An 18533-nucleotide genomic window follows, 5' to 3' on the forward strand; every position below is an offset into this window, starting at 1 on the left:
TTTGCGTTGCCTTGAAGCAAAGGGCGCCGCGGCGCCCTTTGTCATTTCAGCGGGATCGGCATCGCCCGGTCCACCGGCACGGCCGTCACGCTGTTCTGCGGCGAGCCGTCGACCAGCTTTTCTGAGTAGGTCAGGTAGACCAGCGTGTTGCGCGCCGGGTCCACCATGCGCACCACGCGCAGGCGCTTGAACAGGATGGACAGGCGCTCGCTGAACACCTCTTCCTGCTTGCGCAACGGCGCGGGGAAGCTCACCGGCCCTGTCTGGCGGCAGGCGATCGAGGCTTCCGAGCGGTCCTCGGCCAGGCCCAGCGATCCCTTGATGCCGCCCGTGCGGGCGCGCGAAACGTAGCAGGTCACGCCCGCCACGGCCGGGTCGTCGTAGGCCTCGACGATGATGTCGTGGTCGCGGCCCAGCAGCTTGAAGGCCGTGTCCACTGTGCCGATCTTGTCGGGCGCCGCCATGGCGGCGCCTGCCAGCAGCGTGAGGGTGGCCAGGGCCGCCATGCGCAGGGTAGAGCGCATCATGCCGTGGCCCCGGCGTCGGCGCAGCGCTTGGCCAGGTGGGCCAGGGCTTCTTCGACCTGGTCGACCAGCACCAGGCACAGGTCGCCGGGCTGCAGGCGGCCCAGGGCCGTGTCGATGGCGATGAACTCACCGCGGATCTCTTCCACATGCGTGGTGCGTGCCGCGCCGGCCAGGCCTTCGCGCAGCAGGGCCATCACCTCGCCATCGCCCCGGCCGCGCTGGGCCGCGTCCTGGTACAGGATCACGTCATCGAAGGCGGCGCCGAGGATCACGGTCTGCTCGCGGATGTCCTCGTCGCGCCGGTCGCCGGCACCGCTGATGACCACGCTGCGGCGCTTGCCGGGCAGGGCGTCCACCGCGGCCACCAGGGCGCGCATGGCGTCGGGGTTGTGGCCGTAGTCGGCGATCACCGTGGCGCCGTTGTGGTCCATGATGTTGAAGCGGCCCGGCGCGTTGTCGCTGTCGTTGACGAAGCCTGACAGGCCGCGGCGGATGGTCTGCCACGGCAGGCCCGCGCCCCAGGCGGCGGCCACCGAGGCCATGACGTTCTCGACCTGGAAGCCGATGCGGCCGTTGCGCGTGATGGGCACGTCGCGCAGGTGGATGGTCTCGCGCCACGAGCCTTCGGAGGCGACGATGGAGTCCCCGTCCACGTACACGGTGCGGTTGCCCTGGGCGCGGTGCGTGGCCATCACGGGGTGGTGGCGGTCGGCCGCAAAGAAGATGATCTTGCCCGGGCAGGCCGGCGCCATGGCCGCCACGATGGGGTCGGCGGCATTGAGCACGCCATAGCCGTCGGTGGCCACGTTCTGCACGATCACGCGCTTGAGCACGGCCAGGTCTTCCACCGTGGTGATGTAGTTCAGCCCCAGGTGGTCGCCCGCGCCGATGTTGGTAACCACGGCCACCTGGCAGCGGTCGAAGCCCAGGCCTTCGCGCAGGATGCCACCGCGCGCAGTCTCGAACACGGCCGCATCCACCTCGGGGTGCAGCAGCACGTTGCGCGCGCTCTTGGGGCCGCTGCAGTCGCCGCTGTCGATCTGGCGGCCGTTGACGTACACGCCGTCGGTGTTGGTCATGCCCACGCGCAGGCCCTGCGCCGTGAACAGGTGGGCGATCAGGCGCGCCGTGGTGGTCTTGCCGTTGGTGCCGGTGACGGCCACGGTGGGGATGCGGCCGTCATCGCCATGGGCGTAGAGCCGGTCCACCATGGCCTGGCCCACGTTGCGGGGTTTGCCGTACGACGGGGCCAGGTGCATGCGCAGGCCGGGGGCGGCGTTCACCTCCACGAAGCCGCCGCCCTGCTCTTCCAGAGGGCGCAGCACGGTCTCGGCCACCATGTCCACGCCGCAGATGTGCAGGCCCACCATCTGGGCCGCGGCAATGGCGCGCGCGGCCACCTCGGGGTGCACGTCGTCGGTCACATCGGTGGCGGTGCCGCCGGTGGACAGGTTGGCGTTGTTGCGCAGGATCACGCGCTGGCCCTTGGGCGGCACCGAGTCGGGTGTGAGGTCCTGGGCCGCCAGACGGGCCACGGCGATCTCGTCCAGGCGGATCTTGGTAAGTGAGGTGGCATGGCCTTCGCCACGGCGCGGGTCGAGGTTGACCTGCTCGACCAACTCGCGCACCGAGTGCTGGCCATCGCCCAGTACCTGGGGCGGCTCGCGGCGCGCGGCAGCGACGAGCTGGTCGCCCACCACCAGCAGGCGAAAGTCGTGGCCCGGCAGAAAGCGCTCAACCATCACCGTGCCGTACTCGGCCGCGTTGCGGTAGGCCGCATCGAGCTGGGCACGGTCGGTGATGTTCACCGTCACACCCTTGCCCTGGTTGCCGTCCTGCGGCTTGACCACCACGGGCAGGCCCACCTTCTGGGCCACTTCCCAGGCCTCGTCCAGGCTTTCGACGGGCTTGCCCAGGGGCACGGGCACGCCGGCAGCATGCAGCAGGCGCTTGGTCAGGTCCTTGTCCTGGCCGATGGATTCGGCCACGGCGCTGGTGGAGTCGATCTCGGCGGCCTGGATGCGGCGCTGCTTGGAACCCCAGCCGAACTGCACCAGGCTGCCGCGGGTGAGGCGCCGGTAGGGAATGCCGCGTGCGACGGCTGCGTCCACGATGGATCCCGTACTCGGGCCCAGGCGCTCGTCCTCGTCGAGCTCGCGCAGGGCGGCCACGGTCTTGTCGGCATCGAACGTGCCCTGGCCCAGTGCGGCCTGGATCAGTTTCTGCGCGTCCTCGAAGGCCTGGCGGCCCACGGCCTCCTCGCTGTACTCCACCACCACCTGGTAGACACCGGCATCGGTGGTGGCCGTGGTGCGCGCAAAGGTCACGGGGCAGCCAGCCTGGGCCTGCAGGGCCAGCGCCGCGATCTGCAGCACGTGGGCCAACGAGATGTCGCCATCGCCGCCCTCGGGGTGCAATGCACCGATGGCGGGGAAGAGGGCGCGCAGTCGCGCTTCGAACCCGTCCATCCGGCGGATGGCGCGCTCGCTCTCGTCGCAGGCCACCACGGCCTCGATGGCCATATGGCGGCTCCAGAGGTTGGGGCCACGCAGGGCCCGGGTGCGGGATACATCCATGGAAATTCTCTTTCTCAGTGTCCGTCGGGGCGGGCGGGCCCCGGTGTCATCGCGGTGTTCGGTGGTGAAGTCAGCTGCGCAGACCGGGTGGCGGCGGCAGGTCTGGCTCGAAGGTCTTGATGCCGGCGCCGATCAGGTCGGGGGCGATGTCCAGGGCCCAGGCGGCGCCCACGGCAGCCAGCAGGGCTTCGGTATCGGGCACTACGCCGTTGCGGCCGAAGGTCAGCTCGGCCAGGGTGCCCAGCACATGCTCGGCGCTGCCGGTGGCCAGCACCACGCGGCCGTTCTTCACCACTACGGCGCGGCCGTTGTCCTTGGCGCGGTGCTCGGTGATCGCGGGCAGCGCGTGGTCCTGCGCATACAGCACTACGTCGCCGTCGCACAGACGGGCCATGTCCACCACCTGGGCCTCGGCGGCGTTGAGCACGGCGGCACCGTCGGCGAGCACCACGTCCACCTGGGTGCGCAGCACCTTGGTCATCTGGTCCTGCTCGTGCACGTCGAACTCGGCCAGGGTGGCCACGCCGTCCATGTCGGTGACCACGCCCACCTTGCAGCGGTCGTAGGCCAGGCCGTCGCGCAGGATGGTGCGCGCGTCGTTCTCGATCACGGCAGCCTGCACCATCTGGTTCATCAGCAGGCGGTGGGCGGCCTCCCAGTGGGCGCTGTCGGTGGTGTCCACGTGGCGGCGGTCCAGGAACAGGCCGTCGCGGCAGGCCACGCCGGTGTGGCGGCCGCCCAGGTGCAGCAGCCAGGCCACGAGGCGGGCGATGGTGGCGGTGTTGCGCGTACCGGCCACGCCCACCACGGGGATGCGGCCGGCCGTTCCTTCGGCATGGTCCTCGGCCGGGAACAGGTGCTCCACGATGGCCTGGCCCACGGGGCGGGGGGCGCCCACGGCGGGTTTGAGGTGCATCAGCAGGCCGGGGCCGGCGTTCACTTCGACGATGGCGCCACCCTGCGCGTGCAGCGGCTTGGAGATGTCGAGCGCCACCATGTCGATGCCCGCGATATCCAGGCCCACCACCTTGGCGGCGAGCTGGGCGATGTAGGCGACCTCGGGGTGTACGTCGTCGGTGCAGTCCACGGCCACGTTGCCATTGCGTTGCACCACGATGGTCCGGCCCGCAGCAGGCACGGAGCCCGCGTCCAGGTCCTGGCGCTTGAGTTCCAGCTGCACCTTGGTGTCGGTGGCCAGGTCGATGATCTCGAGCGGGTACTCCTCCTCGTAGCCGCGGCGCGGGTCGGAGTTGAGCTGGGTGTCGATCAGCTCCTTGACCGTGGAGCGGCCGTTGCCGGTGATGCTGACCACCTCGCCGCGCGCGGCGGCCACCACCTTGCCACCCACCACCAGCAGGCGGTGCTCGTCGCCGGGGATGAAGCTTTCGACCATCACGTCGCTGCCCTCGGGGTAGGCCACGTGGTAGGCCGCCTCGATGTCTGCCTGCTTGCTCAGGTCCAGCGTCACGCCGCGGCCATGGTTGCCGTCCGAGGGCTTGACCACGACGGGCAGGCCGATGTCCTGCGCCGCTTCCCAGGCTTCTGCGGGGCTGTTGACCACCTGGCCATCGGGGATGGGCACGCCGCAGGCCTTGAGCAGGCCCTTGGTCAGGTCCTTGTCGCTGGCGATGCCTTCGGCGATGGCGCTGGTGAATTCGGTCTCCGCCGTCCAGATGCGGCGCTGGCTGGCGCCGTAGCCCAGCTGCACCAGGTTGCCGTCGTTCAGGCGGATGTGAGGGATGCTGCGGTCGGTGGCGGCCGTGACGATGCAGGCCGTGCTGGGGCCCAGGTACTGGTCGTCCACCTCGGTGCGCACGCGCGCCACGGCGGCAGCCACGTCGAAGGGCTCGTCGTTGATGGCCGACATCAGCAGCCGGTGGCCCTGGGCCAGTGCGATGCGCGCCACCTGCTCGTCACGCGCCCGGAACACCATGCGGTACACGCCGCGCTGCGAGGTGCTGCGCGTCTGGCCAAAGCCCGTGGGCATGCCGGCCAGGTTGAGCAGCTCGATCACGATGTGTTCCAGCACGTGGCCGCACCAGGTGCCTTCCTGCAGGCGCTGCAGGAAGCCGCCGCGCTCGCCCACGCCGCAGTGGTGCTCGATGAGGGCCGGCAGCCAGGCCGTCAGGCGGTCGTTCAGGCCGGGCAGGGTGTGGGAGGGGTGGTCTTCCAGCACGTCCAGGTCCAGCCAGACCTCCAGCACGGGCCGGTAGGTCCAGATATTGGGTCCACGCAGGTAGTTGATGCGAAGCAGTTGGATGTCGTTGAATTTCGCCATGGATTGCAGCGGGTAGGGGGTTCCGGCCTTTCGGGGCTGTGCGGGGGAGGACAACGAGAATATGGGGGAACATTGTGCTCCACTCGGATGGCAGCAGCGGCTGTCAGCCAAGGGGCAGTCGCAGACGTTACAGGTGGATGCCTTGGCGTCCTTGCGTGCAGTATCGGGGAGAATTCGCGCTGTGGCGCAATCGGTGACCGCTGGCTGCCAGGGGCGCAAATACCAATCCAACATGCAACATCACCATTCTGTGGACGCCTCCGGTGTCTTTTCCGGCCCCCAGGGGGCCGATCTGCGGGCCATGCTCGCTTCCCAAGAGAACGTGCTGGCCACGTTACAGGTTGACCTGAGTGCCGAATTGCGCTTCGCCACGGGCTGGGTGGTGGTGACTTCCGAGCGCCTGCTGGCCTGCGATCCCGGGACCAGCGCCTGGCGGGCCTGGACGCGCGCCCCGGGCCTGGCGCTGCGCATGCACGACCACGGGGGCATCGGCGCCCTGGAATTGCACGATGCCGATGCGCGCCTGGCGCTGTGGCGCTTCACGCTGGGCCAGCATGCCCAGGCGCTGCGCCTGGTGCAGCGCTTCGAGCAGGCCGCAGGCTCCGGCGAAGCGGACGAGGCCAGTTGTCCCCAGTGCCACGCGCCACTGCCCCCGGATACCGAAGAGTGCCCCGCCTGCGCACGCGCCCAGCCGCCGCAGACCTCCACCTGGGTGCTGCTGCGCCTGTGGCGTTTTGCCCGGCCCTACCGCAAGCAACTGGCAGCGGGCTTTTGCCTGACACTGGCCTCCACGGCGGCCACACTGGTGCCGCCCTACCTCACCATTCCGCTGATGGACGACATCCTGATCCCGTTCCAGAACGGGCAGAAGATCGAGCCCAGCCTGGTGCTGCTGTACCTGAGCGGGCTTCTGGCGTCGGCCCTGGCCGCCTGGGGCCTCTCCTGGGCGCGCACCTACATCCTGGCGCTGGTGTCCGAGCGCATCGGCGCCGACTTGCGCACCACCACCTATGAGCACCTGCTGCGCCTGTCGCTCGACTATTTCGGCGGCAAGCGCACCGGCGACCTGATGGCGCGCATCGGCTCGGAGACGGACCGCATCAACGTGTTCCTTTCGTTGCACGCCCTGGATTTCGTGACCGACGTGCTCATGATCATGATGACGGCGGCCATCCTGTTCTCCATCAACCCCTGGCTGGCGCTGGTCACCCTGGTGCCGCTGCCCTTCATCGCCTGGATGATCCACACCGTGCGCGACCGCCTGCGCACCGGTTTCGAGAAGATCGACCGCGTCTGGTCCGAGGTGACCAACGTGCTGGCCGACACCATCCCCGGCATCCGCGTGGTCAAGGCCTTCGCCCAGGAAAAGCGCGAGGCCCAGCGCTTTCGCGATGCCAACCAGCACAACCTGGAGGTCAACGACAAGCTCAACAAGACCTGGTCGCTGTTCACTCCCACGGTGTCGCTGCTCACCGAGATCGGCCTGCTTGTGGTCTGGGGCTTCGGCATCTGGCTGGTCTCGCGCAACCAGATCACGGTGGGGGTGCTCACCGCCTTCATCGCCTACATCGGGCGCTTCTACAGCCGGCTCGACTCCATGAGTCGCATCGTCTCGGTCACGCAGAAGGCGGCAGCCGGTGCCAAGCGCATTTTCGACATCCTGGACCACGTGAGCAACGTGCCCGACCCGGCCCAGCCGGTCAAGGTGGACAAGGTGCAGGGCGCCATCGCCATGCGCAACGTGGGTTTCCGCTACGGCAGCCGCTCGGTCATCAAGGGGTTGGAGTTGGACATCCGCCCCGGCGAGATGATCGGCCTGGTGGGCCACAGCGGCTCGGGCAAGAGCACCCTGGTGAACCTGATCAGCCGCTTCTACGACGTGAGCGACGGCTCCATCCAGGTCGATGGCGTGGACATCCGCCGCTTTGCCGTGGCCGACTACCGTCGCCACATCGGCCTGGTGCTGCAGGAGCCCTTCCTGTTCTTCGGCACCATTGCCGAGAACATCGCCTACGGCAAGCCCGAGGCCACGCGCGAGGAGATCGTGGCGGCCGCCCGCGCAGCCCACGCGCACGAATTCATCCTGCGGCTGCCCCATGGCTACGACTCGCTGGTGGGCGAGCGCGGCCAGGGCCTGTCGGGCGGCGAGCGCCAGCGCATCAGCATTGCGCGCGCGCTGCTGATCGATCCGCGCATCCTGATCCTGGACGAAGCCACCTCGGCCGTGGACACCGAGACCGAGAAGGAAATCCAGAAAGCCCTGGACAACCTGGTGCAGGGCCGTACCACCATCGCCATCGCCCACCGCCTGTCCACCCTGCGCAAGGCCGACCGCCTGGTGGTGATGGACCGCGGCGAGGTGGTGGAAGTGGGGCCGCACGACGAACTCATGGAAAAACAGGGCGCCTACTGGCGGCTGTACGAGGCCCAGGCCCGCCGCGCCGAGGAGGACGCCCAGGCTGCCGGCGTGATCATCGACAGCAGCCTGCTGCACCCGGCCCACCCGGCGGGCAGTGCCTGAGCACGCCGCTCGGCCCCACCGATGGATGACATTGCCATGAACGACCTGATGACTACATTCCCGCCCGCCTCGCTGCAACTGCACCGCAACGCCCACGGGCGCCTGGTGCTCACCCTGCCCGACGGCACGCTGCACGAAGGCGTGGTGCCGGTGCGGGCCTTTCCCATCGCGGCCCCTGCCGAAGGCCTGTCGCTGGTGGGCAGCGATGGCCATGAACTGGTGTGGCTGGACCGCTTCGACCAGTTGCCTGCGGCAGTACGCACCCTGGTGGAGGAGGAGCTCGCGGTGCGTGAGTTTGTGCCCACTATCGAAAAAATAGTCGCCGTATCGAGTTTTTCGACCCCAAGCACCTGGGATGTGGAGACCGACCGGGGTTCTGCGCGCCTGGTGCTCAAGGCCGAGGAAGATATCCGCCGGCTCGGCGGGCGCACCCGCCTGCTCATCGCTGCAGGCGAGGGTGTGCAATTCAAGGTGCCCGACACTGCGCTGCTCGACCGCCAGTCTCGCCGCTTCCTCGAACGTTTCCTCTGAGCCCGCGCCGCACCAGCCCGCCGCCTGCGCCCTGCAGGCGGCGGGCTTTCTTTTGCCTTCAATCGACTTAAAATGTAGGGGTAAACCCTTGTTTTTGGGCTTAAAGGCAAAAAAGACCTCAATTTCCCCTTTTGTTTGCCGTTATGAATGTACGAAGAGCCCGGAAGTGCCTCTGTTCGTTCCTTTCACAACCTGGGGCCATGCCATGCAAATGCCACCTGTCGATCGATCGCCGACCTGGCGTCCTGCGGGCGCCGATTTGTATTCCACCGGCGCCTCGGGGGCGCCGCCGATACGTCCTGTCAATGCGCCGCTGCCCGTCGAGTCCATGGACCGGCTCGGGGAAGGGGCCATCGTGCGCGAGCCCGACAAGCCGTCGGCGCCCGAGGCGCCGAACCGCGACTGGACCGAAGTGAAGAAGAAGGACACGGTGGAAGAGCCGCCCGAACCGCCGCCGGAGCCCATCTACAAGCAACTGCTGGAATTCATCCAGTCCATGTGGCGTGCCAGCGGCAGCGCCGTGGAAATGGCGCAGGACATCAACAAGGTGACCCTGCAGGAGCGCCTGGCCCAGCAGGTCAAGAACGAACCGCTGACCTATTCGGACCCCAAGGTCAAGCGCACGGCAGGGCTGTGAACCGGGTGGCAGGCTGAGGCGTAGCGACGGCGCCAGGGGTCATTGGGTATTTTTGCTACCGAAACGGTAGCGGTTGGGTCAGGGAGCGCTGGCTGCAGGAGCGGGAGCAGCGGGTGCCTGCTTCGCGCGATCCCGCTCGGCGCGGTATTTCACCGCAAAGGCGCGCACTTCTTCGTAAGAGACAAATCCATCGTGGTCGGTGTCGGCCTCGTCAAAGGCATTGGCCAGGCGCGGGAAGAGCTTGACCTCGGAGCGGCTGAGCTTGCCATCGCCGTTGAAGTCCAGCATCTTGAACTCGCGCATCGCCTTGGCCTCGCCCTTGGACGGGCCTTCGGCCTCGGCAGGAGGTGGCGGGGTGACCGGTGCCTGTGCAGATGCCAGGCCACAGCCCATCAGGGCGGCGGTACCCCAGGCCAGCAAAATCGTCTTCATGCGCTCTGTTCCTTGTAATGGGTCATGGTCGAACAGGTACGGCCACCTGGCGCCACCTGCAACCCGTCAGAGGATCTCTTTGACCACAAGTTGCAACCCATTGAACAACTTTGCGCGCTGTCCCCATCAATCGGCCAGCAGCGTGACCGGATTGGACACCCCGCTGTTCACATGCCCCGCCGGCACATGCAGCGAGGCCGAGGTGACGTGACCGGTCTGGTCGTCGAAGAAGAAGTCCGGCTCGAACTCGCGCAGGAACTCCCCCTTGGGCAGGCCACCGAGGAACATGGCCTCGTCCACCGCGATGTCCCAGTCCATCAGCGTGCGGATGGCGCGCTCGTGCGCAGGAGCGCTGCGCGCCGTGACCAGCGCGGTGCGGATGCGCATGCCCGTGCCGCCCGCATGCTGCAGCCGGTGCAGGGCTGCCAGCAGGGGCTTGAAGGGGCCATCGGGCAGCGGCTGCGCCGCCTTGTCGCTCTCGTGCCGCTGGAAGGCGGCCAGCCCCTCTGCCTGGTAGACGCGCTCGGCTTCGTCCGAGAACAGCACGGCGTCTCCGTCGAAGGCGATGCGCACCTCGTTCGGGTTGGAGTCGCCGGCCCGCACGGATTCGGTCAGTACCCGCGCTGCCGGGTAGCCCAGGTGCAGCGCCTGGCGCACGTCGGCCTCGTTGGCCGAAAGGAACAGGTGCGCGCCCAGCGGGCGCAGGTAGCGAAACGGGTCCCGCCCCTGGGTGAACACCCCGCGCTGCACCATGGGCAGCCCGTGGGCCAGGCAGGAGCGGAACACGCGCATGCCGCTCACCGGGTCATTGCGCGAGAGCAGCACGACCTCCACCCGCTGGTGCTCGGTGGTGTTGAAGGCCAGCAGCTTGCGCACCAGCGAAAAAGCCACCCCGGGCGCCGCCGGAATGTCGATGCGCTGGCGCTGCATCTCCACGTAGGCGTGGTCGTCCGTGTCGTCGAAGAGGCGGTTCTCTTCCTCGAAATTGAACAGCGCCCGCGAGGAGATCGCGACCACCAGCTTGTCGTCCAGGGTTACGGCCATGTCGTGTCGATCTACTTGACGAACTGGTTGAGCTGAATGATGGGCAGCATGACCGCCAGCACGATGGCCATCACCACCAGGCCCATGGCCACGATCAGCAGGGGTTCGAGGATGGTCGCCAGCTGCATGGCGCGGCGCTGCACCTCCACCGACAACTGGGTAGCGGCGCGCTGCAGCATCAGCGGCAGCTGGCCCGTCTGTTCGCCCAGGCGCGCAAACATCGACAAGAGGCCCGGAAAGCGCTTCTTCTGCGCCAGGGCCGATGCCAGCGGCGCACCCTCGCGCACCAGCACCAGGGCGTCGAGCGCGTCGGCGCGCAGGGCGCGGTTGTTGAGGGTTTCGGCAGCGGCCTGCAGGGCGCGCAGGATGGGCACGCCGGCACTGGCCAGCATGGCCAGCGTGCTGGCAAAGCGTGCCGCGTTGTAGCCGCGGGCCAGCTTGCCCACCAGCGGCAGGTTGAGCCAGGCAGCGTCGAAGCGCTCGCGCACGCTCTCGGACTTGAGCGACCAGCGCATCCCCAGTGCCCCGACGACCAGCACGCCGAACAGGGCCAGTCCGTAGTTGCGCACCAGGGCGCTGATGCCCAGCATGAGGGTGGTGATGAATGGCAGGGCCCGCTTGGAGCCCGCGAACACGCTGGCCACCTGGGGCACCACATAGCCCAGCAGGAACATCACGATGGCAATCGCCACCAGGGTCACGATGGCCGGGTACAGTGCGGCGCCTATCAGCTTGGCCTTGAGCGCCTGGCGGTCTTCGAGGTCGTCGGCCAGGCGTTCGAGCACCAGGCCCAGGTTGCCGCTGTGCTCGCCGGCACCGATCACGGCGCAGTAGATGTCCGAGAACTCGCGCCGGTGCTGGCCCAGCGCGCGGGCAAAGGTGGAGCCGGCGTTCACCTCGGCGCGCAGGGCCGCCACCAGGTGGCGCTGCCGTTCGTCGTCGGCCTCGTCCGAGAGGGCGCTCAGGGCGCGTTCCAGCGGCAGGCCTGAACTCACCAGCCCGGCGATCTGGCGTGTCCAGATGGCCAGCCCGGTGGCGTTGAACACCGGGCGCGTGAACAGGCTGCGGTTCCAGCCGACGGCGGAGCCATCGAGCCGCTGCCCGGTCTGCACCAGTTCCACCGCGATCGGCACCAGGGCCTGGGCGCGCAGCTGCCCGCGGGCGGCCTTGGCGGTGTCGGCCTCCATCAGGCCTTTGCGGGTCTGGCCCTGGGCGTCCAGGGCTTCAAAGGAAAAAGCGGGCATGCAGGTGGGGGTGGGCGGTAGCGACGTGCACAAATGCACCGTCATCAGCCTACGATGGTAGCGGCAACGGACCGTCCTGGCCGTGACGCTACGCTCCCACCGGTTACAAGTCGGGTCTCAGGCGGGCACCGCCATGCCCAGGGACGCATGTGCCTGCGCCGCAATCTCCAGCGAACGCAGCCGCAGGGCCGGGTCGTACACGTCGCTCACCAGCATCAGCTCGTTGGCACCGGTTTCGCGCACCAGGTCGGCCAGGCCGGCCTGTACCGTCTCGGGCCCGCCGATCACGGCCGCCGCCAGGAAGTCGCCGATGGCGGCGCGCTCCTGGGGCTGCAGGCGCGACGCGAAGTTCTCCACGGGCGGCAGCAGCAGGCGCCGGTCGCCGGTGAGGATGCCCAGCACGCGCTGGTAAGTGCTGCTGGCCAGGAACTCGGCTTCCTCGTCGGTCGGCGCGGCGATCAGCGGCACGCCGATGGCCAGGTAGGGCTTGGGCCAGGCGGCCGAGGGGCGGTACAGGTTGCGGTACAGGTCGATGGCCTGGTGCAGCAGGCGCGGCGCGAAGTGCGAGGCAAAGGCATAGGGCAGGCCGCGCTCGGCCGCCAGTTGCGCCGAGAACAGGCTCGAACCCAGCAGCCAGATGGGCACATTCGTGCCGGCCCCGGGCGTCGCCACCAAGCGCTGGCCGGGTTCGACCGGGCCGAGCAGGCGCTGCAGCTCGGCAACGTCTTGCGGAAAGTCGTCGGCCGTCTCCACGCGGCTGCGGCGCAGGGCACGCATGGTCGCCTGATCGGTGCCGGGCGCGCGGCCCAGGCCCAGGTCGATGCGGCCGGGGTACAGCTCGGCCAGGGTTCCGAAGGCTTCGGCCACCACCAGCGGCGCATGGTTGGGCAGCATCACGCCGCCCGAACCCACGCGAATGCGCGAGGTACCACCCGCGATATGCCCCACCAGCACGGCCGTGGCCGAGCTGGCGATACCGGCCATGTTGTGGTGCTCGGCCAGCCAGTAGCGGGCGAAACCGAGCTTTTCAGCATGCTGGGCGGTGCGCAGGGCGATCTGCAAGGCTTCAGCCACGGTGCCGCCGTCGCGAACGGCCACCAGGTCCAGCATGGACAGGGCGGTGCGGGGGAAAACAGGTTCAGTCATACGCGCATTGTGGTCCGGTCCGGCCGGGGGCGCTTGTGCCCGGGCCAAGAGCCGAGGCTGGCAGCAGGGCCGCAGTGCACACGCCGGCAGGGATATGCCATTTTTTGGTAGCCAAAACACAAAACGCTACACAAAATGTTTCAAATGGGTGTGGCAGCTCTGGTACCAGAGGCCTCGCCTGCATACCAACACGGGGTTGCACATGGGTTTTTTCAGCCGACTGTTCAAGATGCGGGAGCAAGACCCGACCAGTCCCGACACGACCTGGGCCATGGAAGACAACGGCAGCGAACTCGTGCTGGATGCCGAGTACGCCACCATGCTCATGACCGAGATCGATATCGACGCGGCCATCGCCAGCCATGAAGGCTGGCGCCTGCAGCTGCAGGACATGGTCAATGGCCGCTCCAACGAGGTCATGCGCCCCGAGCGCATCTGCCAGGACGACCGCTGCGACCTGGGCCGCTGGCTCAACGGCACCGGCCGGGTGCGGCTGGGCCACTACCCCGCATTCAGCATGCTGGTGGCGCGGCACAAGTATTTTCACCAGCAGGCGGCTGCCGTGGTCATGCTGTTCCAGGCGGGAGAGCAGCAGCAGTCGGTGCAATTGCTCAACAGCAGCTGCCGCCATGCGTCCAACCAGGTGCTGCTATTGCTCAAGGAGCTCAAGCGGGGTGTGGGGCGGTAAATGCCTCAGGCAGGTTGTTGCACAACGGGCTTTCACTCCGTCGATTGCTGGTGGCAGCTTCCGAAATGGACGCACACGTAGACCAGCGCCACCGTGAAACTGGCTTTGCCAGGCCACTGGTGGCGTCCCCCTCAGGGGAAAGGCGCGAAGCGACTCAGGGGGGGTCAGTAACTCCTGCCGCCCTTGTACATGGCGTGCTGGCGCCGCTGCAGCGTGCCTGCTTCTCCCAGGCGGGCCATGGCGGCGCCTGCGTGGGCGTGGGTGATGGCCATGCCCAGGCCGTCGGCGGCGTCGGTGCCGGGCAGGCCGGGTAGGCTCAGCAGGCGGCGCACCATCTCCTGCACCTGGCTCTTGGCGGCGCGGCCATGGCCGACCACGGCTTTCTTCATCTGCAGCGCGGTGTACTCGGCCACGGGCAGGTTGCTGGCCACCAGGGCGGTGATGCAGGCGCCGCGCGCCTGGCCCAGCAGCAGGGTGGACTGGGGGTTCACGTTCACGAAGACGATCTCGACCGATGAGGTGTCGGGCTGGTAGCGCGCCACCACCTCGGTGATGCCGTCGAACAGGATCTTCAGGCGCCCGGGCAGGTCGCCCAGGGCCAGCGTGGTGGTGCGGATGGTGCCGCTGGCCACGTAGCTCAGCTGGTGGCCATCCATGTCCACCACGCCGAAGCCGGTGGTCTGCAGGCCGGGGTCGATGCCCAGGATCCTCATAGCCCGAAGTACCAGCGCACCGAGTGGAAGAACACCGGGGCTGCAAAGCACAGCGCGTCCACCCGGTCGAGCAGCCCGCCTGCGCCAGTGACCGACATGCCCTGCATGCCCCAACTGGTGATGCCGCGGTCGCGCTTGAGCGCCTTCATCACCAGGTGCCCGAGGCTGCCGGCCACGCAGGCCAGCAGGGCCATGCCCAGTGCCTGGCCGGGCTTGAAGGGGGTGATGAAGGTGAGCAGGCCGCCCACCAGGCCACCCACGGCCACGCCGGCGAGCCAGCTCACCCACTGAAAGCTCTGGCTCACCTGCGGTGCCACGGGCTTGTGCGGAAAGCGCCGGCCCAGCAGGTGCTGCACCACCATGCAGGTCTGCACCACGAACACCAGGAAGAACACCAGGAAGGCACCTTTTTCCTTGTAGCCCGGAAAGTCGAGCAGCAGCAACGCCGGCACATGGCTCATACCGTACACACATACCATGATGCCCCACTGCAGCTTGGCATTGCGCTCCAGGAAGCGCTGCGGGTCGTTGGCCAGTGCGCTCACCACGGGCAGCGCCAGAAACACGTAGACCGGGATGAACACCGTGAACAGGTCGAAGTGCCGGCTGCCCACGATCCAGAACTGCAGCGGCAGCACCACGAAGAAGGCCAGCACCAGGCTGCGGTGGTCGCCCCGGCGCGTGGGCGAGAGCGTGATGAACTCGCGCAGCGCAAAAAAGCCGACGATGGCGAACAGCACGGTGGCCACGGCATCGCCCAGCGCCCAGCCGATCCAGAACACGGTGGCCATGGCCCACGAGGTCTTGAGCAGGCCCCAAAAGCGCTTGGCTTCGAGCGCATCGGCTTCGGCCTGGGGGTCGTCGCTGGACTGCTCGCGCAGCATGCGCACGTAGGCCCAGATGGTGACGATGGACAGCAGGCCGAACACCACGAGGAACAAGGCACCGATCTGCTGGGTGGCCGTCAGGTTGCGAAGGAAGGCGTTCATCTCACACTTCCCTCAATGCGATAACCGCACGGCGTGCGCGGTCGAGAAAAGGGCGGCGTTCCTCGTCGGGCTCCAACTGGATCGGGGCCCCGAAGGTCACCGAGCACAGGATGGGCACGGGCACCACTTCACCCTTGGGCATCACGCGCTGCACGTTGTTGATCCAGGCCGGCACCAGTACCACCTGCGGGAACATCTGGGCCAGCTTGAACAGGCCCGACTTGAAGGGCTGGGGCTCTTCGCCATGGCCCCGCGTGCCCTCGGGAAAGATCACGATGGAGTCACCGCTCTCCAGCGCCTTCACCAGAGGCGCCAGCGGGTCGCCCTCGGGCAATGCCGCGCGCAAGGCCTCAGGCGTGGGGGGCTTGGGCGGCGCCTCGGGCGCCGGGTCGGGCCCGCCGGCAGAGGCCGTTTCCGACTCGGGCAGGGCCACGCCGGCAACTACGGGCTCCACAGGGGCCGGGGGTGCCGGCGTGGCCTGCCGGTCCACGTACACGGCGTTGAACACGGCGGTGGTGATCCACTGGCGAAACGGCGTCTTGGTCCAGTAGTCCTTGGCGGCGATGGGGCGGGTGATGCTGCGCAGTTCCTCGGGCAGGGCCGCCCAGATCAGCACCATGTCGGCATGGCTCTGGTGGTTGGCGAAGTAGATGCGCTGCTCCGCCTTCGGGGGGCAACCATACCAGCGGGCCTGGGAGCCGGTCAGGAACCGCACTATTCCCAGAAGGAGGAGACTCATCAACTTGGCAAGCATGGCGCGGATGATACGGGCGAACCCGCGTGACCTTGCTGAGCAGCGCAGGAGGCACCTGCCCTGGGGTGCGGGGGGCTGCCGGCGGGCGCATGGGGGCGCGCGTTCCCGCGCATACTGTCTGGCTTTTGCGCCGCCCCATGAAAAAGCCCCAAGTCTTCACCGTTCACGACATCGCCCGCATGGCCGGTGTGTCCGCCATGACGGTGTCGCGTGCGCTGAACACCCCGGAGCGGGTTGCGCCCGCCACCTTGCTCAAGGTGCGCGAAGTGGTCAGCCAGACCGGCTTCGTCCCCAACGGCATGGCCGGTGGCCTGCGCTCCTCGCGCGCCCGGCTGGTGGCCGCGGTGCTGCCCACGCTGACGGGGCCGGTGTTCCAGGAAACCGTGCGCTCGCTGAACCAGGCGCTGGACGAACGCGGCTACCAATTGATGATCGGCCAGAGTGGCTACGACGCCTCGCGCGAGGACGCGCTGCTCGACGCCATCATCCGGCGCCGGCCCGATGGCATCGTGCTGACCGGCATCATGCATTCGGTGGAAGGCCGGCGCCAGTTGCTGGCCGCCGGCATCCCGGTGGTCGAAACCTGGGACCTGACACCCACCCCCATCGACATGCTGGTGGGTTTCTCCCACGAAGGCATTGGCGAGGCCGTCTGCCATTTCCTGCACCAGCGCGGCTACCAGCAGCCCTTGCTGCTCGGCGCCAACGATGACCGGGCGCGCCTGCGCATGGGCGGGTTTCGGCGCGCGGCCCGGGCACTGGGCCTGGCGGCCGAGGTGCCTGCGGTGCTGGTGCCAGCACCCACCACCCTGGGGTCGGGGCGCAGCGGGCTGGTGGCAGCGCTGGCCGACCACCCCGACACCGATGCGGTGTTCTGCAGCTCCGACATGCTGGCCCTGGGGGTGCTGATCGAAGCCCAGGCGCGCGGCCTGTCGGTGCCCGGGCAACTGGCCGTCGTGGGCCTGGGCGACCTGGAGTTCGCCGCCAGCCTGCAGCCGGCCCTGACCACGGTGCGCATCGATGGCACGCGCATCGGCCGCACGGCAGCGCAGTTCATCGACGACCGCGCGGAGGGCCGTACGGTCGATCAGCCCATCGTCGACATCGGCTTCGAGATCGTCTCGCGCGCGAGCGCATGATGCCCTGGCGCATCCCTGCGCCACCCTGTGTGCACACGGCCAGAAGCGGTGCGGGAGGCGCACAGACAGCGCCTGGCTGTGGCAATAAAACACCAGAGTTGCGCGCTGTTCTTGAAAACACCGGCGCTCGCCCGTAGCATTCGCCCTCTTTCAAAAATCCTCACCTTCGAGACCGACATGCCCCGCATCCCCCGTTCCTGCTGAACGACACGCCACACGAAGCCCGCGGCCTCAAGCCCCGGGTCATGCCATTCGTGTGGGCATGCGGGCAAGCCAGCCAGTTCCCTGGTCGCACACCGTGCGCCCGGCCCCTGAACTGCCTGCCTTGAGCCAGCCACCCATGGTCACCTGCTGACCTTCTGCGTCGTCTTCGGCCCCTGTCCCAGGCCTTGCTTGCTGCCTGGTTCCCTGCCTGCCGGAGACTTCCATGACGCACACCTTTCTGCACAACCGCGAACTCGCAAAATACCCCCGTACGCCCCATCTGCAGGGCTCCCGCTACCAGCCAGGCGACAAGGGCGACCCCGTTCCCTATGCCGAGCTGCTGGGCAAGACCATCGTGGTGGAGGAAAAGCTCGACGCCGCCAACGCTGGCCTGAGCTTCGACGCCGCGGGCCAGTTGCTGCTGCAGTCGCGCGGCCACTACCTCGACGTGGACCGCCTGGGCGGCCGCGAGCGCCAATTCAACCTGTTCAAGCAATGGGCCCGGGCGCACGAGGGCCGGCTGCTCGACGTGCTGGAAGACCGTTACGTGCTGTACGGCGAGTTCATGCACGCCAAGCACTCGGTCTACTACGACGCGCTGCCGCACCTGTTCTGCGAGTTCGACATCCGGGACCGCCGCACCGGTGACTTTCTCGACACACCCGCCCGGCATGCCCTGCTGGCCGGCGTGCCCGTAGTCTCGGTGCCGGTGCTCTACGCCGGCCTTGCGCCGCCGCGCATGCAGGCGCTGCAGGCACTGCTGGCGCCATCGCTGGCGCGCACGGGGCAGTGGCGTGCCGCGTTCGAGGACGAGGTGGCGCGCCAGGGGCTCGACCTGGCCCTGTGCTGGCAGCAGACGGATCGGTCCGAGCTGGCCGAGGGCCTGTACATCAAGGTGGAGGAGGGCGGCCGGACCGTGGGGCGCTTCAAGCTCGTGCGGCCGGACTTCATCCAGACCATCCTGGATTCGCAGTCGCACCACAGCGAGCGCCCGGTCATCCCCAACCGCCTGCGTTCGGGCGTGGACCTGTTCGGTCCCGAGGTCGACAAGCGCTGGCCCTTGGCTGGCGACGGCCGCCTCTGAGCGCAACAACCCCCACGGCGAGCCCA

The 18533-nt window shown here is 68.2% G+C and carries 16 protein-coding genes; 6 read left to right on the forward strand and 10 right to left on the reverse strand.

The features are described 5' to 3' along the window. Positions 1-41: 41 nt before the first annotated feature. The 3 genes from ACSQ9E_RS00605 to ACSQ9E_RS00615 all read right to left on the reverse strand — a co-directional run bounded on the left by ACSQ9E_RS00605 (position 42) and on the right by ACSQ9E_RS00615 (position 5381). Positions 42-524 carry a CreA family protein gene (locus tag ACSQ9E_RS00605; protein ID WP_436220169.1) on the reverse strand — a complete coding sequence of 161 codons (483 nt, stop codon included), beginning with the start codon at positions 522-524 and terminating at the stop codon, positions 42-44. Beyond that, positions 524-3103, reverse strand: coding sequence for a cyanophycin synthetase (gene cphA, locus ACSQ9E_RS00610; RefSeq protein ID WP_436216570.1), 2580 nt, complete (start codon positions 3101-3103; stop codon positions 524-526). The genes ACSQ9E_RS00605 and cphA overlap by 1 nt, the downstream gene beginning before the upstream one ends. A gap of 70 nt (positions 3104-3173) precedes the next feature. After that, a complete protein-coding gene (locus ACSQ9E_RS00615) occupies positions 3174-5381 on the reverse strand; it encodes a cyanophycin synthetase (protein WP_057269054.1) in 2208 nt (735 codons plus the stop codon). A gap of 232 nt (positions 5382-5613) precedes the next feature. Between ACSQ9E_RS00615 and ACSQ9E_RS00620 the strand changes: the two genes are divergently transcribed. The 3 genes from ACSQ9E_RS00620 to ACSQ9E_RS00630 all read left to right on the forward strand — a co-directional run bounded on the left by ACSQ9E_RS00620 (position 5614) and on the right by ACSQ9E_RS00630 (position 9070). Further along, complete coding sequence (locus ACSQ9E_RS00620; RefSeq protein ID WP_057202462.1) at positions 5614-7902, forward strand: ABC transporter ATP-binding protein; 2289 nt, start codon at positions 5614-5616, stop codon at positions 7900-7902. A gap of 36 nt (positions 7903-7938) precedes the next feature. After that, positions 7939-8433, forward strand: a complete 495-nt coding sequence (locus tag ACSQ9E_RS00625; RefSeq protein WP_057202464.1) for a DUF1854 domain-containing protein — start codon at positions 7939-7941, stop codon at positions 8431-8433. 205 nt (positions 8434-8638) lie between these two features. Further along, on the forward strand, positions 8639-9070 hold the full coding sequence (locus ACSQ9E_RS00630; RefSeq protein ID WP_057269053.1) for a hypothetical protein: 432 nt from the start codon (positions 8639-8641) through the stop codon (positions 9068-9070). 78 nt (positions 9071-9148) lie between these two features. On the opposite strand, the gene ACSQ9E_RS00635 is transcribed toward ACSQ9E_RS00630, so the two are convergent. The 4 genes from ACSQ9E_RS00635 to ACSQ9E_RS00650 form a co-directional block, all read right to left on the reverse strand. Next, entirely contained in the window at positions 9149-9502 is a 354-nt protein-coding gene (locus ACSQ9E_RS00635; RefSeq protein WP_436216571.1) for an EF-hand domain-containing protein, read from the reverse strand. A 126-nt stretch (positions 9503-9628) separates the two neighbouring features. After that, the gene (locus tag ACSQ9E_RS00640; protein ID WP_057201685.1) at positions 9629-10546 is read right to left on the reverse strand and encodes a 5'-nucleotidase; all 918 of its coding nucleotides are present in this window, start codon (positions 10544-10546) and stop codon (positions 9629-9631) included. A gap of 11 nt (positions 10547-10557) precedes the next feature. Then, positions 10558-11790 (reverse strand): type II secretion system inner membrane protein GspF, encoded by a 1233-nt coding sequence (gspF, locus tag ACSQ9E_RS00645; RefSeq protein ID WP_436216572.1) that lies wholly within the window; start codon positions 11788-11790, stop codon positions 10558-10560. 117 nt (positions 11791-11907) lie between these two features. Beyond that, on the reverse strand, positions 11908-12936 hold the full coding sequence (locus ACSQ9E_RS00650; RefSeq protein WP_436216573.1) for an LLM class flavin-dependent oxidoreductase: 1029 nt from the start codon (positions 12934-12936) through the stop codon (positions 11908-11910). 202 nt (positions 12937-13138) lie between these two features. Here ACSQ9E_RS00650 and ACSQ9E_RS00655 point away from each other — a divergent pair, with 202 nt between their 5' ends. Next, positions 13139-13624 (forward strand): CZB domain-containing protein, encoded by a 486-nt coding sequence (locus ACSQ9E_RS00655; RefSeq protein WP_057201687.1) that lies wholly within the window; start codon positions 13139-13141, stop codon positions 13622-13624. Between the two features lie 164 nt (positions 13625-13788). Here ACSQ9E_RS00655 and ruvC read toward each other — a convergent pair whose 3' ends face one another. Genes ruvC through ACSQ9E_RS00670 form a run of 3 tightly spaced genes read right to left on the reverse strand, consistent with a single transcriptional unit; the run spans position 13789 to position 16080 of the window. Continuing rightward, positions 13789-14337, reverse strand: a complete 549-nt coding sequence (gene ruvC, locus ACSQ9E_RS00660) for a crossover junction endodeoxyribonuclease RuvC (RefSeq protein ID WP_057201688.1) — start codon at positions 14335-14337, stop codon at positions 13789-13791. After that, complete coding sequence (locus ACSQ9E_RS00665; protein ID WP_057269050.1) at positions 14334-15326, reverse strand: phosphatidate cytidylyltransferase; 993 nt, start codon at positions 15324-15326, stop codon at positions 14334-14336. Before ACSQ9E_RS00665 ends, ruvC begins: the two co-directional genes overlap by 4 nt. Position 15327: 1 nt before the next feature. After that, on the reverse strand, positions 15328-16080 hold the full coding sequence (locus ACSQ9E_RS00670; RefSeq protein WP_436216574.1) for a lysophospholipid acyltransferase family protein: 753 nt from the start codon (positions 16078-16080) through the stop codon (positions 15328-15330). 137 nt (positions 16081-16217) lie between these two features. Here ACSQ9E_RS00670 and ACSQ9E_RS00675 point away from each other — a divergent pair, with 137 nt between their 5' ends. Both ACSQ9E_RS00675 and ACSQ9E_RS00680 read left to right on the forward strand, forming a co-directional pair. After that, entirely contained in the window at positions 16218-17219 is a 1002-nt protein-coding gene (locus ACSQ9E_RS00675; protein ID WP_436216575.1) for a LacI family DNA-binding transcriptional regulator, read from the forward strand. Positions 17220-17646: 427 nt separating this feature from the next. Then, entirely contained in the window at positions 17647-18507 is an 861-nt protein-coding gene (locus tag ACSQ9E_RS00680; RefSeq protein WP_436179756.1) for an RNA ligase family protein, read from the forward strand. Positions 18508-18533: the final 26 nt, after the last annotated feature.

The organism is Acidovorax sp. LjRoot118 (genome assembly GCF_964253575.1).
Classification (GTDB): domain Bacteria; phylum Pseudomonadota; class Gammaproteobacteria; order Burkholderiales; family Burkholderiaceae_C; genus Acidovorax.

What these genes read in the sequence shown, in the direction of transcription:
- ACSQ9E_RS00605 (WP_436220169.1), bottom strand. Translation starts at nt 524, where the DNA reads ATGCGCTCTACCCTGCGCATGGCGGCCCTGGCCACCCTCACGCTGCTG.
- cphA (WP_436216570.1), bottom strand. Translation starts at nt 3,103, where the DNA reads ATGGATGTATCCCGCACCCGGGCCCTGCGTGGCCCCAACCTCTGGAGC.
- ACSQ9E_RS00670 (WP_436216574.1), bottom strand. Translation starts at nt 16,080, where the DNA reads ATGCTTGCCAAGTTGATGAGTCTCCTCCTTCTGGGAATAGTGCGGTTC.
- ACSQ9E_RS00675 (WP_436216575.1), top strand. Translation starts at nt 16,218, where the DNA reads ATGAAAAAGCCCCAAGTCTTCACCGTTCACGACATCGCCCGCATGGCC.
- ACSQ9E_RS00630 (WP_057269053.1), top strand. Translation starts at nt 8,639, where the DNA reads ATGCAAATGCCACCTGTCGATCGATCGCCGACCTGGCGTCCTGCGGGC.
- ruvC (WP_057201688.1), bottom strand. Translation starts at nt 14,337, where the DNA reads ATGAGGATCCTGGGCATCGACCCCGGCCTGCAGACCACCGGCTTCGGC.
- ACSQ9E_RS00625 (WP_057202464.1), top strand. Translation starts at nt 7,939, where the DNA reads ATGAACGACCTGATGACTACATTCCCGCCCGCCTCGCTGCAACTGCAC.
- ACSQ9E_RS00665 (WP_057269050.1), bottom strand. Translation starts at nt 15,326, where the DNA reads ATGAACGCCTTCCTTCGCAACCTGACGGCCACCCAGCAGATCGGTGCC.
- ACSQ9E_RS00615 (WP_057269054.1), bottom strand. Translation starts at nt 5,381, where the DNA reads ATGGCGAAATTCAACGACATCCAACTGCTTCGCATCAACTACCTGCGT.
- gspF (WP_436216572.1), bottom strand. Translation starts at nt 11,790, where the DNA reads ATGCCCGCTTTTTCCTTTGAAGCCCTGGACGCCCAGGGCCAGACCCGC.
- ACSQ9E_RS00650 (WP_436216573.1), bottom strand. Translation starts at nt 12,936, where the DNA reads ATGACTGAACCTGTTTTCCCCCGCACCGCCCTGTCCATGCTGGACCTG.
- ACSQ9E_RS00640 (WP_057201685.1), bottom strand. Translation starts at nt 10,546, where the DNA reads ATGGCCGTAACCCTGGACGACAAGCTGGTGGTCGCGATCTCCTCGCGG.
- ACSQ9E_RS00655 (WP_057201687.1), top strand. Translation starts at nt 13,139, where the DNA reads ATGGGTTTTTTCAGCCGACTGTTCAAGATGCGGGAGCAAGACCCGACC.
- ACSQ9E_RS00620 (WP_057202462.1), top strand. Translation starts at nt 5,614, where the DNA reads ATGCAACATCACCATTCTGTGGACGCCTCCGGTGTCTTTTCCGGCCCC.
- ACSQ9E_RS00680 (WP_436179756.1), top strand. Translation starts at nt 17,647, where the DNA reads ATGACGCACACCTTTCTGCACAACCGCGAACTCGCAAAATACCCCCGT.
- ACSQ9E_RS00635 (WP_436216571.1), bottom strand. Translation starts at nt 9,502, where the DNA reads ATGAAGACGATTTTGCTGGCCTGGGGTACCGCCGCCCTGATGGGCTGT.